Below are 13,736 nucleotides of genomic sequence, written 5' to 3' on the forward strand. Positions count from 1 at the left end.
CCCCCTCTTGCCGCTCCCGTCTGACAGGGTAAAATAAGCCAAAAGTATCAGTTGGAGAGAAAAAGATGTTGTATGAAACTGCCCCGATCACCCGCGAACAACTGTTGGCCGAGGCCAATCAGATCATCCGCGATCACGAAGATTACATGCAGGGAATGGTGGCTACCGACGTCGAACAGAAAGGGAATGTGCTCGTCTTTCGTGGCGAGTTTTTCTTGGATAAGGATGGGCTACCGACGCCGAAGAGTACCGCAGCCTTCAACATGTTCAAACACCTGGCTCACACGCTGTCAGAAAAATACCATCTGGCCGATTGATGTCCACTCTGGCGCGCCCTTTGGGCGCGCCGAATGCCATGCCTTAGGGTAAGGGGCGCTGACCACGCTGCCACCAACGCAGCAGCAGGCTATCCGCCCCTTGTGCCGCCGCCATGCCCATGCGAGCCATCAGCCCCTTACGGCGCATATAACGCACCGCGATCACCTCGGCCTGCTCCATCTCGGCAATGAGCAGATCATCGCTGGTGCTCAACTCATCCACCAACCCCTTCTCCAACGCCTGCTCACCGTACCAATGCTCACCCGTCGCCACCGCATCGACATCCAGCGATGGCCGCTGACGCTGGACGAACTGCTTAAATAAACGATGCGTCTCATCCAGCTCCTGGCAAAACTTCTCGCGCCCCGCCTCGGTGTTTTCGCCGAAGAGCGTCAGGGTGCGCTTAAACTCACCGGCGGTATGCAGCTCGACATCGACATCATTCTTCTTTAACCAACGGTTAAAGTTAGGGATCTGCGCCACGACACCGATCGAGCCGATGATGGCGAAGGGCGCCGCCACGATGCGATCGGCGACACAGGCCATCATGTAACCGCCGCTGGCCGCCACCTTATCCACCGCCACCGTCAGACGCACGCCGGCCTGACGCAGGCGCTGTAGCTGCGAAGCCGCCAGCCCATAGCCATGCACTACCCCGCCGGGGCTTTCCAGGCGCAGTAACACACTATCCTGGGGGCCGGCGACCGCCAATACCGCGCTGATCTCCTCACGCAGCGAAGTCACTTCGTGAGCATCCATGCTGCCCTTAAAGTCCAGCACGTAGATGCAGGGCTTCTCGGCGGCCAACAATCCCCCTCGCGCCTCCGCCTTACGCTGTTTCTCCTCGGCCTTCGCCACCTTCTTCTGCAAACGGCGCCACTGTTTCAATGCGGCTCCCTGTAGGCGGGCGCTACGCATGTTGCGCTGCATCTCACGGTACTGTTCGCCCAGATCCGTCAGTTGCAGCTCACCGCCGCCATGCCCTTGGCGCTGACGTAACCCGAGCACCAATAACACCAACGCCGCCACAGCCACCAGCAGCGTCGCCGCCTTGGCCAAAAACAGGCTATATAAGGATAACCACTCCACACTCACCGCCTTGTTCATCATGCTGTTAATACCACTGAGCGCCCCCGTGCCACGGGATACGCATCACGTACGCCACACAGACTAAGGGGACGCCGTAAAATAGCAAGTCTTGTCAGGTAAACAGCTTGTAAATCCGCCAAGCGCACGCCGCAAACGCGATTCTCGTTGACCCGAGACCGAGCGACGGGCTATAGATCTGCCATTGTTCCCGTATTCGGAGCTTACCATGACCGTTTCCCTGCCGGGCCAAGCCTACCTTGCCCCCGCCGATCTGTTACAGGATCGTATCATTCTGGTGACGGGTGCCAGCGCCGGCATTGGCCGTGAAGCCGCGCTCAGCTATGCCCGCCACGGTGCGCAACTGATCCTGCTGGGGCGCGATGGCACACGATTAGAGACGCTGGCGCAGCAGATCGTCGCCGAAGGGGCGCCACGTCCCCATCTCATCCGTTGCGATCTGCTGACCCTGAATGAGGCGCAGAGCCGAGCGCTGGTCGCGGATCTCGGTCAACGCGTCGATCGACTGGACGGCCTGCTGCACAGCGCCGGCCTGTTGGGTGACATCGCGCCATTGGCGCAACAAGATTATGACCAATGGCAGGCGGTGATGCAGGTCAACGTCAACACCCAATTCCTGTTGACGCGCGATCTGCTGCCGCTGTTGCAGCGCGCCCCCCGCGCCTCGCTCATCTTCACCAGCTCCAGCGTTGGCCGCCAGGGTCGCGCCGGTTGGGGGGCCTACGCCGTCTCGAAGTTCGCCACCGAGGGCATGATGCAGGTCTGGGCCGAGGAGCTCGCGGCCAGTTCGGTGCGGGTCAACGCCATCAACCCGGGGGCGACGCGGACCGCCATGCGCGCCAGCGCCTATCCCGATGAGGATCCCCACACCCTGCTCACCCCGGCGCAGATCATGCCGCTGTATCTCTACCTGATGGGAGATGATAGCCAAAACGTACATGGTCGTAGCCTGGACGCCCAACCCGGCCGTCGTCCCGGTCGAGCCGGCTAACGGCCCCGCGCCCCGCCATTGAGCGTGGGGCGACCAGCTCATCACATTACGTTAAGGAGTCGAGGATGGATCAACAGCGCCACCAGCAGCGCCAGCAACGCCTGAAAGAGAAGGTGGATGCCCGCATCGCCGCCGCCCGTGAGGAGCGCGGTATCGTGATCATCTTCACCGGCAACGGCAAGGGAAAAAGTAGCGCCGCTTTCGGCACCGTCGCCCGTAGCGTCGGCCATGGTAAACGGGCCGCCGTCGCACAGTTTATCAAGGGCACCTGGGAGAATGGTGAACGCAACCTACTCGAGCCACACGGCGTCGAATTCCAGGTGATGGCCAGCGGCTTCACCTGGGAGACTCAAGATCGGCAGGCGGACATCGAGGCCGCCGAGCAGGTCTGGCACCACGCGCAACGCATGCTGGCCGACCCGCATCTCGATCTGGTGGTATTGGATGAGCTGACCTACATGGTCAGTTACCATTATCTGCCGCTGGAGGAGGTCGTTGCCGCGTTACGTGCCCGTCCCCCCCATCAGTCGGTGATCATCACCGGACGGGCCTGCCACCGCGATCTGATCGCCTTGGCGGATACGGTGAGTGAAATCCGCCCAGAAAAGCATGCCTTCAACGCCGGTATCAAGGCGCAGAAAGGCATCGACTGGTAACCACCTCAGCCGACGCCACGGTCGTTAAGGCGGCGCAGTAGCGCGAAGTCGTGATCGATGGAGATCAGGCTATGGCAACCTTGAGCAAAGGTGAAATGCCACATCTGATCCGCCGCCATCCCCAACAGATGGGCGCACAACAGCGCCAGCACCCCCTGATGGGCGACCAGCAGCACCCGCTGTCCGGCGTGACGCACCACCAACTCGTCGAGCGTCGCCGTCACCCGTGCGCTGAAAGCCGTGAAGCTCTCCCCCTGCGGCGGCGCGGCATGCCGCCAGTCATCGCACCACGCCTGGTAGGCCGCGCTCTGCTCACGCGCCAGATCGCGGTGATGACGCAGCTCCCAGTCACCGAAATCCATCTCATCCAACCCCGCGTGCACATGGAAGGCGCCCTGCTCACCGATGATCGGCCGCAAGGTTTGTTGGGTACGCAACAGGCGACTGGCATAGGCGACGTCGAACGCCACCCCCTGTAACTGGCGCGCGACCGCCTGTGCCTGCAGCTGCCCTTGCGCCGTCAGCGGCAGATTACTGCGCCCGCAGTAGACGCCATCCAGGTTAGCTTGAGTCTGACCATGACGCACCAGATACAGTTCCATCGCCACGCCTCAGTACAATGCCAACAGGAATACCAACGCAGACAACTCATTGGCGGCGCCCAGCGTATCCCCCGTCTGCCCACCCAGACGCATGTTAATGAAGGCGCGGTAAATCAGGGCGAACAGGTAGGCGATGAAGAAGGCCAGCAACCCCTGCCAATGCAGCAGGCCAAAGGTTAGCAGCAGGCCGATCGCCAAGGTCAAGGCGTAGTGGCTACCGCTGATCTTGCCGATATACAGATTCCCCATGCCGCTCTCGCGCGCGTAACGCTGGCGGTACATCATCACCGCCAGCAGGGTGCGACTCACCAGCGGCAGAGCCACCAGCACGGCGTAGATATGCAACGACGACCCCGCCAGACGCTGGATCAACACCACCTCCATCAGGATCACGAAGATCAACGCCAGCGTACCATTGGTGCCGATACGGCTGTCCCGCATGATCTCCAACATGCGATCGCGCGGGCGGGCGGAGAACAACCCATCACAGGTATCGGCCAGGCCGTCAAGATGAAAGGCGCCGGTCACCAGCGCGCTGGCCAATACCGCCGCCACCGCCCCCAGCCAACTGCCATAGGTGGTCGCCAACACGCCATAGGCCAACGCACTGATTACCCCGACCAGCAGGCCAACAAAGGGAAAGTAAATAATGCCGCGCGGATAGTCGCTCAGCGCCAGGTCATCGCTACAACGTGGAGAGACCGGGATGCGGGTCATAAACTGCAAGGTCGCCAGGAAAAGTTTCATTGTCCGTCGAGTCGTCCGTAAAAAGGGAAAGCATCGTACCTGACGTCACGCCAACGGCGCCGGGACACGATCTAATAACGTACTGATACCCCAATAGTAATACCACTTTCTGCGCGTGATGCCAGCCCAGGCTAAGCAAAATCGGCAACGGGCCGAGCGAAGGCCATCCACGCGCGATAAAAAAACCGCTCCGAGGAGCGGTTATCTACGATGAAACGGTCTCTGTGACGCTTAACCGCGTTTGGCGGCCGGGGCGCGACGGCTCGAGCTACCGTGCTGGCTGTGACGCTTGACGGCTCGCCGGATCTGGTTCGCCTTCATGCGGCGACGCTCGCGCTCCACCGGCAGCTTGCTGGTGCTCTCGGCCTTCAGTTCCACCAACTCACGCAGGTAGTTAATGTTCTCCAACGGCAGCTCCTGCCAGCCGCCACGCGGCAAGCCCTTCGGCAGGGTCAGATCGCCATAACGGACGCGGATCAGACGACTGACCTGCACGCCGACGGCCTCCCACAGGCGACGCACCTCACGGTTACGCCCTTCCGTCAGCGTCACGTTGTACCATTGGTTCAACCCTTCGCCGCCCTGGAAGCTGATGCTCTTGAAGCTGGCCGGGCCATCTTCCAACTGAACACCGCGGCTAAGCTGACGCAGCTTATCCTCGTCCACCTGACCGAAGACGCGCACCGCATACTCACGCTCAACCTCGCGGCTCGGGTGCATCAGGCGGTTTGCCAACTCGCCATCGGTGGTAAACAGCAGCAGACCGGAGGTGTTAATATCCAGACGCCCGACGGCGATCCAGCGGGAGCCACGCAGGCGGGGCAGGCGGTCAAACACCGTCGGACGACCTTCCGGATCGCGGCGGGTACACAGCTCACCCTCCGGTTTGTAGTAGGCCAGAACACGGCAGATCTCTTGTTCGGATTCGCGGATGGAGACGACGCGGCCATCGACGCGGATCTTCATGTTGGCGGTGACCTCCACGCGGTCACCCAGCGTGGCCAGTTTACCGTCCACACTCACGCGCCCCTCTTTGATCAACGCCTCGATTTCACGACGGGAGCCATGACCGGCGCGGGCAAGAACCTTCTGTAATTTTTCGCTCATTGAGCAACCTCAGCTGTCGCCTTCACAGGCGTCGTTATTGTCGACCGGCCGCCGTGGCGACCGATGCTAAAACAGGCGTTCAGCGCGCTGGGCCGCAGCCCTGGCCTGACGCGGGCGCTTATTTTACACGAAATCGGGATATATGCCGTGAATAATTTGCCAGCGAGGAAAAAGTCCGCCGCCCTAAGCAATCCTTAAGATCCGGCTGTTGTAATAGCTCGCGATCCCGGCGGCCATGTCAGGTTTTGTCAGGGGCGTAAAATTGCCTAAATCCGCTGGGCCTCCGCGGCCCAGATCGCGTAGGCTGCATCCATCCTGCGGAAATCCTGTAGGAATTAAAGGAGTTTCTATGACCGACGTTTCTTCTACCACCTCCACCACCAGCCGTCTGCGTACCTTCTTCCAGCAGCAGATGCAGTACTGGCGGATGTATCTGGCGCGTCAATCGCGCAAGATGGGGCTGGAAGGCAAGCTGCGCCAGGCCGTAATGCTGCTGAGTGCCGTGTTGATGATGAGCCTGCTGATGGCCGGTTTCTTGCTATTCAATCTGGTGGCGCTAAGCGTTGCCCTGATCGGCGGGCTACTCGCCCTGTTCCGCCCACGTCGCCCGATTATGCGCGGGCCACGCCACTCGAATCCCTTCTGATCCCCTGATTCCACCGCCCGGTTGACCGGGCGGGCACGGCCCGCTCCCCTGCGACCCTTTTTCCCAGCGCTAAATTCTGAAATAATAGCCCGATATCGAGAGGAGGCTGTTATGAGTTTTAATCTGGCCACGCTATCCCAAGAGCAGATGGATCGCGTCAATGTCGATCTGGCCGCCGGGAGCGTATCCTACAAAGAGCGTTACCATATGCCGGTGATCGCCGAACAGGTCGAGCGCGAGCAGCCCGAGGCGCTACGCGGCTATTTTCGGGAGCGTCTGCACTATTACCGCACCCTGTCGCTCGCCACCCTGCCCTACGAACCCGACGGCGGCCGTTAATCCCCGTCTGGTGCTCGGGCGTCCTCTTCCACCCAGCGCGGAATCCCCATGACACAGCAACAACGTAACACCGCTCTGGTCTGTGCCCTGAGCGAATGGATCGAGCAACATCTGGGACGCGATATCTACCTGGATGAGTTGGCGCGTTACTCCGGCTACTCGTTATGGCATATGCAGAAGATCTTCCGCGAAACCACCGGCCTATCGCTGGGGCGCTACATCCGCCTGCGTAAGTTAACCGGTGCCGCACGCCGTTTACGTCATAGTGACGATGGCATCATCGACATCGCACTGTGTTACGGTTTTGCCTCGCAATCGCACTTTACCTATATGTTCCGCAAACACTTCGGCGTGACACCAACCCGTTACCGTCTGCTGGCCGACTTACCGTTTACCCCCCCCGCGCCGTTGCATCAACAGTATGCGACGGTACAAAGCGCCTGACGTCGACACACCGTGATACGCTACCGGTGCGTCATCGGACGCCTACTGACGCTGCTGCGCGATCCCCTGCTGAGTCTGCCACTGCTCTTGGCCGCGCTATTATTACCTTTCAGCTCACTCAGCGCGCGCGAGCTGGCGGCGGGGATCGACTGGCGCACCCTCATCACCCTGACCGGCCTGTTGCTGCTGAGTAAAGGGATCGAAGGTAGCGGCTACTTCGACTGGCTGGGACGACGCCTACTCACCCGCCTGCACAGCGAACGCGCCATCGCGCTACTGTTGGTCGGTGCCTCCCTACCGCTGGCGGCGCTGCTGACCAACGATGTGGCGCTGTTTATCGTGGTTCCGCTGACCCTGACGCTGAAGAAACTCGCTAACCTGGCCGTGACGCGCCTGATCATTTTAGAGGCGTTGGCGGTCAACGTCGGCTCACTGCTCACCCCCATCGGCAATCCCCAAAACATCCTGCTATGGGGCCACTCTGGCTGGGGATTCTGGACCTTCACCGGTGCCATGCTGCCGCTGGCGGCGTTACTCAGCGTGTTACTGCTCACGCTGACCCTGTTCACCACCCCGCGACGCCAGCTCTGCCTGCCGACCTTCACCGCGGCAGGTAACCTACGGCGGCGCCAACTCGGGAGCTGTCTCGCCCTCTACCCGTTCTTCATCATCGCCATCGATGCCGGTCAAGCGCTCGCCGGGTTGGCGGTGCTGCTGGCCGCCTTACTCTACCTTGCGCCGACGACCCTACGCCGCATCGACTGGCCGTTACTGATGGTGTTCATCACGATGTTTATCGATGTCCGCCTGTTGACCAGTCTACCCGCCCTGGCCGACCTCAGCCAACGGGCGGCGGCGATGCAAGGCCTCCCACTCTATCTCTCCGCCATCGCCCTGAGTCAGACGATCAGCAATGTGCCGGCCACCATCCTGTTGCTCGGGATCCAGCCCGCCAGTCTGACGCTCGCCTACGCGGTAAACATCGGTGGATTCGGGTTGGCGCTTGGCTCGATGGCCAACCTGATCGCCCTGCGCATGGCCGGAGAGCGCCGGATCTGGGGGCTATTTCATCTGTATAGTTTGCCCGCTCTGCTGCTGGCGGCGCTGGCCGGTTGGTGGTTACGTTAAGCCCGCGCCTTCGGCCATGACGTAACCGAGACGCGGAGAATCGAGTCGACACGATACGGCGTCGCGTTATTCCATTTGGTTATGAATAATCCCGCAATGTGATTTAGCCGGCGGTGCGGCATCGGTTAGTCTGCTGTCATCGGCCAGTCACGGCCGCTCCATCACACACGAGGCGGGACTATGATGAAAACAACAGCACGGGCATTACTGGCCCTCACCCTGCTCAGCGGCAGCGCACTGGCTCAGAGCGGCAATGAACTGGCAGCCATTCAGGCTGCTGGCAGCATTAAATTCGGCACCGAAGGCACCTATCCCCCCTATACCTATCATGATGCCAGCGGCAAACTGGTCGGCTTCGATGTGGACATCGCCCGTGCCGTCGCCGCCAAGATGGGGGTGAAGCCGGAGTTTGTCGAGGGACGCTGGGACGGGCTGATCGCCGGCCTGTCGGCCAAGCGCTACGACGCGGTAATCAACCAGGTGGGGATCACCCCGGAACGTCAGGCTAAGTTCGCCTTCTCCGATCCCTACATCACCTCGAAGGCGGTGCTGATCGTGCGTGACAACAACGCCCAGATCAAAAGCTTTGCCGATCTGCGTGACCAGAAGGCGGCGCAGAGTCTGACCAGTAACTATGCCAAACTGGCGCAAAAGTATGGCGCGGAGTTGGTACCGACCGACGGTTTTAACCAGTCACTGGAGTTGGTGATCAGCGGGCGAGCGGCGGCCACCCTCAACGATAACCTCTCCTACCTCGACTTCCGGCAGCATAAACCGAACGCGCCTCTCAAGGTGGTCGCCGTCGCCGAACAGGGCGCCGACTCGGCCATCCTGGTGCGTAAGGATCAGCCGCAGTTGGTACAGGCACTGAACCAGGCGCTGAGCGAGATCCGCGCCGATGGCACCTACCATACTATCTCGCAGCGTTACTTCGGCAGCGACGTCTCCCAGTAACCTCACCACTCATTTCTCGCTCGATCCCGTCCCCGTGACGGGATCATGCACGGAGTCTGCCCATGCCCGCTTGGTTATCCCCACTGCTCGACACGCTGCCCCACCCCACCTGGCTGCAACCGGTGGTGGAGGCGTTTTGGCCACTGCTCTCTGCCGGGCTACGTTTCTCCGTGCCCTTGGCACTCCTCGCCTTTGCCGGGGGACTCCTGCTGGGCCTGGCCACCGCCTTAATCCGTCTATACGGTGTCTGGCCGCTACGCGTCTGCGCCGACTTCTATGTCTGGGTGATCCGCGGTACTCCGCTGCTCGTGCAACTGTTCCTGATCTTCTATGGCCTACCGAGCGCCGGCATCACCCTGGACGCCTTCCCGGCCGCGTTGATCGGCTTCACACTTAACGTCGGCGCCTACAGCTCGGAGATCATGCGCGGCGCCATCCTGTCGGTACCACGCGGACAGTGGGAGGCGGCCAGCGCCATCGGGATGAGCAGCAGCCAGACCCTGCGGCGGGTCATTTTGCCGCAGTCGGTCTTCGTCAGTCTGCCGCCGCTCTCCAACTCCTTTATCTCGCTGCTCAAGGACACCTCGTTAGCCGCCGTCATCACCGTGCCGGAGATGTTCCTCGCCGCCCAGCGCATCGTGGCCGTGAACTACGAGCCGCTGATCATCTACAGCGAGACGGCGCTGATCTACCTGGCCTTCAGTACCCTACTCGGCAAGTTGCAGTTGCGCTTAGAGCGTTACTACCGCCGCTATGAGTAGCCCTAGACCCGATCGCCACACGATAACGGTAAGGGCCACTGACGACATAAAAAAAGCCCGCGGGCGCTGCCTGCGGGCTAATACACAATGAGAAACTCTATGTCGATATTATTCAACAAACAGAGATTATCACACTACATTTTTTTAACAATTTATTTGCGTTAAACTGTGCAGGCCGTCACCTTAGTGCGCAGCCACCTCATCCTGACGGTTAAACTTCAGCTCGATCAGGGCGATGGCCTTCTGCACGCCGCGCTGTGTCACCGCATCGATGCCTGGCTGATTAAAATCGATGCTCTTCAGTTGCTGCGCCATCTTCGCGCGTACCTCTGCCGGCGCGATCACCTCGATCACATCCAGGATCTGTTTAATCACCAGTTGGCAAGCCACCAGATCGGAGGCCAATTCATCGCTTTCGGTCAACATCTGCGACATGGTTTTTCCTTGTTCATCATGGGTTAACAAAGCCTACGGTATGCTCCGCGGCCTCACTCAAAGGGGGTGGGATCGCCGGAACCGACCCGCACCACCTGGGGATTATCGTCCGTCATATCGATCACCGTCGTCGGTTGCTGCCCCAGGTAGCCGCCGTGGATCACCAGATCGACCAATTTACCCAGCCGCTCTTGGATCTCCTCGGGGTCCGACTCGGCGAACTCACTGTCCGGCAACATCAGGGTCGTCGACATCAACGGCTCCCCCAGTTCAGCCAACAGATCTTGCGCGATCGGATTCGACGGCACCCGCAAGCCGATGGTCTTACGCTTCTCACTCATCAGTCGACGCGGCACCTCTTTACTCGCCTTAAGAATAAAGGTGTAGCCGCCCGGGGTATTATTCTTCAACAGGCGGAACGCGGCATTGTCGACGAAGGCATAGCTCGACAGCTCGGAGAGATCGCGACACACCAAGGTGAAGTTATGATTACTGTCGATACGCCGGATACGACAGATGCGCTCCATGGCGTTTTTCTCTTCCAGCATACAGCCCAAGGCGTAGCCAGAGTCCGTCGGATAGACGATCACGCCGCCCTTACGCAGGATGTCGACCACCTGTTTGATCAGCCGCGGCTGCGGATTCTCCGGGTGGATATAAAATAATTGACTCATAACGCCTCCAGTAAGCTCGCGCCGGGTTGGGGAGCCAGTGGCGCCAAAGCCCAATGCGTCCAGACGGGGATCGCCCCGTCGGGTAAGGAAAGTGCACGCCCCAAATCGAGATAGGGGGTAGGTTGATGGAAGTCCGAGCCTTGCGAGGCCAGCAGGGAGAACTGGCGTGCCAGCAACGCCAACTGATGGCGCTCATGCGGCGGCTGTTGGCACTGCGCCACCTCCAACGCATCCCCGCTGGCGGCGCAGAAGGCGGTCAATAGCCGCTTCAGCCACTTAGCGCTGAGACGATAACGCCCGGGATGCGCCAGCACCGCCACACCCCCTGCGGCATGGATCGCCGCTACCGCCTCCGCCATGTCCCCCCACAACGGCGGGACATAGCCGGTCTTACCGCGCGCCAGGAAATGTTTAAACACGTCGCTACAGCGAGTCGCATAGCCGCGCTCCACCAGATAACGGGCGAAGTGGCCGCGGGTTAACTGTGCGCCCTGCGCCAGACGCCGCGCTCCCTCCAGCGCACCTTCAATCCGCGCGCGCGCCAGACGCCGCCCCATCTCGGCGGCCCGCTCATCGCGCCGCTGCGACTGCAACGCCAAAAACTCGACCAACTGCGGGTTACGCGTGTCCACCTGGAGGCCGACGACATGGATCTCATGGTGTTCCCATAAGGTGGAGATCTCCACGCCAGCAACCAACGTCAACGGCAATCCCTGGGCGGCGATCGCCTGCCGGGCGGGCGCAATCCCCGCCACCGTATCGTGATCGGTGATAGCCAGCGTGCTCACGCCGCGCATCACGGCGCGCGCCACTAGCGCCTCGGGGCTCAGTAGCCCATCCGACGCCTGGGTATGGCTATGTAGGTCAAACAAAACCGGAGGCGACTCCGGGGCATGCGCTAACACCATGACTCTCCACTCTCTGACTTCTCTCCCTATCATAGCGGGTTAATCCCCATGGCACTAACCCAATCCCGGTGGGAGGCACGCCCGGCGCCACAGATGACGAAAAAATGCACCATCCCGTTGACACGAGACCATTAAACTAGTTTACTAGTACACAAGTTCACTAATGACCTGATTGGAGTCGACCATGACGCTTGATGCACACTTTCCTCTCCTCTGCGGCGGCTGGCGCGCGAATCCCCCCTGGGCGGTAGGTTGATAGGCAGAGTCTCTCTGCCATGCCAACACCGCCCGCATCAAGCGGGCTTTTTTATGCCCATAGCGCCATCACCACCAGGGATTCGCCGTTATGCATTCGAGTCACCCCATCGTTACCGTATTACAGCGCCGCGCCGCCTACACCGCCGATCCGACGCTGCCCTTCGAACAGTTGTGTGGCCAACGCCCGGCCACCCTATTACTGGAATCCGCCGAGATCGCCAGCAAGCGCCATCTGAGAAGCCTGTTGATCATCGACAGCGCCTTACGCATCACCGCGCGAGGACGTCAGGTGACGCTAGAGGCCCTCAGCGCTAACGGCTGCGCCCTGTTGACCCACCTGTACCGTACGCTTCCCGCCGACCTCCTTTGCCAGCAGCAACCCCAAGGTTGCCTCTTGACCTTCCCGACGCCCAGCGCCGAGGTGGACGAGGAGAGCCGGCTACGCACGCCCTCGGTGTTCGATGCCCTGCGTGCACTGCTCGCGACGCTGCCGACCCCGCCCGACGAACGTGAAGCCCTGCTACTCGGCGGCCTGTTCGCCTACGATCTGGTCGCCGGTTTCGAGGCGCTGCCCTCCCTCACGGCGGGACCGCGCTGCCCCGATTTCTGCTTCTACCTGGCGGAGAGTCTGTTGATCCTCGACCATCGCCAGGGCAGCGCCCGCTTACAAGCCAGTCTGTTCAGCGCCGACCCCGCCGAGCGGCGGCGGCTAAGCCAGCGTCTAGCCACGCTGCAGAGCAGGCTGACACACCTGCCGCCCCCCGTCCGGCGCCGATCGGCGTGGCCCCGACGGTCAGTGTCGATCGGGATGATGCCGCCTTCGCGGACATGGTGCGCACACTCCAACAAGCCATCCGCGCCGGCGAGATCTTCCAGGTCGTCCCCTCGCGCCGCTTCTCTCTGCCCTGTCCCGCGCCGCTGGCGGCCTACCGCCAGTTGAAGCGGAGTAACCCCAGCCCGTACATGTTCTTCATGCAGGATCGCGATTTCACGCTATTTGGCGCGTCGCCGGAGAGCGCGCTGAAGTACGACGCCGACAGTCGACAGATCGAAATCTATCCCATCGCCGGGACCCGACCGCGCGGGCGCCATGCCGATGGCCGCCTCGATACCGATCTCGATGGCCGCCTCGAACTGGAGATGCGCACCGATCCCAAGGAGCTGGCGGAGCATCTGATGCTGGTCGATCTGGCGCGCAACGATCTGGCACGCATCTGTGAACCCGGCTCGCGCTACGTCGCCGAGCTGACCCAGGTCGACCGTTACTCCGTGGTGATGCACCTGGTTTCGCGAGTCGTCGGCACCCTGCGCGCCGATCTCGATGCCCTACACGCCTATCAGGCCTGCATGAATATGGGCACCCTGAGTGGCGCGCCTAAGGTCCGCGCCATGCAACTGATCGCCGCCTGCGAAGCGCGGCGGCGCGGTAGCTACGGCGGTGCCGTCGGTTACATGACGGCGCACGGTGATCTGGATACCTGCATCGTCATTCGCGCGGCCTACGTCGAAGAGGGCATCGCCAGCGTACAGGCTGGCGCCGGTGTGGTACTCGACTCGCAGCCCCAGGCCGAGGCCGAGGAGACGCGCAATAAGGCCAAGGCGGTACTCAACGCCATCCTCCAGGCGCATGGCGCCGACCAATACGCACAAGGAGCATGATG

General features: G+C 61.3%; 16 protein-coding genes and 1 pseudogene. 10 read left to right on the plus strand and 7 right to left on the minus strand.

Going from position 1 to position 13,736, the window contains the following annotated elements:
• Positions 1-65 precede the first annotated feature (65 nt).
• On the plus strand, positions 66-317 hold the full coding sequence (locus tag DCL27_RS09285; protein ID WP_005285317.1) for a YciN family protein: 252 nt from the start codon (positions 66-68) through the stop codon (positions 315-317).
• Positions 318-360: 43 nt separating this feature from the next.
• Here the strand turns inward: DCL27_RS09285 and sohB are convergent, their stop codons facing one another.
• Positions 361-1,407 carry a protease SohB gene (gene sohB, locus DCL27_RS09290; protein ID WP_035599136.1) on the minus strand — a complete coding sequence of 349 codons (1,047 nt, stop codon included), beginning with the start codon at positions 1,405-1,407 and terminating at the stop codon, positions 361-363.
• A 226-nt stretch (positions 1,408-1,633) separates the two neighbouring features.
• Here sohB and DCL27_RS09295 point away from each other — a divergent pair, with 226 nt between their 5' ends.
• Positions 1,634-2,416 carry a YciK family oxidoreductase gene (locus DCL27_RS09295; protein ID WP_050979605.1) on the plus strand — a complete coding sequence of 261 codons (783 nt, stop codon included), beginning with the start codon at positions 1,634-1,636 and terminating at the stop codon, positions 2,414-2,416.
• Between the two features lie 65 nt (positions 2,417-2,481).
• On the plus strand, positions 2,482-3,072 hold the full coding sequence (cobO, locus tag DCL27_RS09300) for a cob(I)yrinic acid a,c-diamide adenosyltransferase (protein ID WP_005285302.1): 591 nt from the start codon (positions 2,482-2,484) through the stop codon (positions 3,070-3,072).
• A 5-nt stretch (positions 3,073-3,077) separates the two neighbouring features.
• On the opposite strand, the gene DCL27_RS09305 is transcribed toward cobO, so the two are convergent.
• The 3 genes from DCL27_RS09305 to rluB form a co-directional block, all read right to left on the minus strand.
• Positions 3,078-3,674, minus strand: a complete 597-nt coding sequence (locus DCL27_RS09305) for an adenosylcobalamin/alpha-ribazole phosphatase (protein WP_035599095.1) — start codon at positions 3,672-3,674, stop codon at positions 3,078-3,080.
• A gap of 9 nt (positions 3,675-3,683) precedes the next feature.
• Positions 3,684-4,421, minus strand: a complete 738-nt coding sequence (cobS, locus tag DCL27_RS09310) for an adenosylcobinamide-GDP ribazoletransferase (protein ID WP_005285293.1) — start codon at positions 4,419-4,421, stop codon at positions 3,684-3,686.
• A 231-nt stretch (positions 4,422-4,652) separates the two neighbouring features.
• Positions 4,653-5,528, minus strand: coding sequence for a 23S rRNA pseudouridine(2605) synthase RluB (gene rluB / locus DCL27_RS09315; protein WP_005285286.1), 876 nt, complete (start codon positions 5,526-5,528; stop codon positions 4,653-4,655).
• Between the two features lie 349 nt (positions 5,529-5,877).
• Here rluB and DCL27_RS09320 point away from each other — a divergent pair, with 349 nt between their 5' ends.
• The 6 genes from DCL27_RS09320 to DCL27_RS09345 all read left to right on the plus strand — a co-directional run bounded on the left by DCL27_RS09320 (position 5,878) and on the right by DCL27_RS09345 (position 9,800).
• Positions 5,878-6,174, plus strand: a complete 297-nt coding sequence (locus DCL27_RS09320) for a hypothetical protein (RefSeq protein WP_005285281.1) — start codon at positions 5,878-5,880, stop codon at positions 6,172-6,174.
• A gap of 111 nt (positions 6,175-6,285) precedes the next feature.
• Entirely contained in the window at positions 6,286-6,513 is a 228-nt protein-coding gene (locus DCL27_RS09325; protein ID WP_005285279.1) for a DNA polymerase III subunit theta, read from the plus strand.
• Between the two features lie 48 nt (positions 6,514-6,561).
• Positions 6,562-6,957 carry a helix-turn-helix domain-containing protein gene (locus tag DCL27_RS09330; protein ID WP_005285277.1) on the plus strand — a complete coding sequence of 132 codons (396 nt, stop codon included), beginning with the start codon at positions 6,562-6,564 and terminating at the stop codon, positions 6,955-6,957.
• Positions 6,958-6,969: 12 nt separating this feature from the next.
• Positions 6,970-8,085 (plus strand): SLC13 family permease, encoded by a 1,116-nt coding sequence (locus DCL27_RS09335; protein ID WP_047060007.1) that lies wholly within the window; start codon positions 6,970-6,972, stop codon positions 8,083-8,085.
• A 180-nt stretch (positions 8,086-8,265) separates the two neighbouring features.
• On the plus strand, positions 8,266-9,039 hold the full coding sequence (locus tag DCL27_RS09340) for an amino acid ABC transporter substrate-binding protein (RefSeq protein ID WP_097363931.1): 774 nt from the start codon (positions 8,266-8,268) through the stop codon (positions 9,037-9,039).
• 62 nt (positions 9,040-9,101) lie between these two features.
• Positions 9,102-9,800 (plus strand): amino acid ABC transporter permease, encoded by a 699-nt coding sequence (locus tag DCL27_RS09345; protein ID WP_005285269.1) that lies wholly within the window; start codon positions 9,102-9,104, stop codon positions 9,798-9,800.
• Between the two features lie 183 nt (positions 9,801-9,983).
• Here DCL27_RS09345 and DCL27_RS09350 read toward each other — a convergent pair whose 3' ends face one another.
• Genes DCL27_RS09350 through rnm form a run of 3 tightly spaced genes read right to left on the minus strand, consistent with a single transcriptional unit; the run spans position 9,984 to position 11,817 of the window.
• The gene (locus DCL27_RS09350; RefSeq protein WP_005285267.1) at positions 9,984-10,235 is read right to left on the minus strand and encodes a DUF2766 family protein; all 252 of its coding nucleotides are present in this window, start codon (positions 10,233-10,235) and stop codon (positions 9,984-9,986) included.
• 53 nt (positions 10,236-10,288) lie between these two features.
• Complete coding sequence (locus DCL27_RS09355) at positions 10,289-10,909, minus strand: L-threonylcarbamoyladenylate synthase (RefSeq protein ID WP_005285265.1); 621 nt, start codon at positions 10,907-10,909, stop codon at positions 10,289-10,291.
• Entirely contained in the window at positions 10,906-11,817 is a 912-nt protein-coding gene (gene rnm, locus DCL27_RS09360) for an RNase RNM (RefSeq protein WP_035599101.1), read from the minus strand. The genes DCL27_RS09355 and rnm overlap by 4 nt, the downstream gene beginning before the upstream one ends.
• A gap of 346 nt (positions 11,818-12,163) precedes the next feature.
• Between rnm and DCL27_RS09365 the strand changes: the two are divergent.
• Positions 12,164-13,734 (plus strand): annotated as a pseudogene (locus tag DCL27_RS09365) (anthranilate synthase component 1).
• Positions 13,735-13,736 lie beyond the last annotated feature (2 nt).

It is taken from the genome of Edwardsiella tarda ATCC 15947 = NBRC 105688 (genome assembly GCF_003113495.2).
GTDB classification, from domain to species: Bacteria; Pseudomonadota; Gammaproteobacteria; order Enterobacterales; family Enterobacteriaceae; genus Edwardsiella; species Edwardsiella tarda.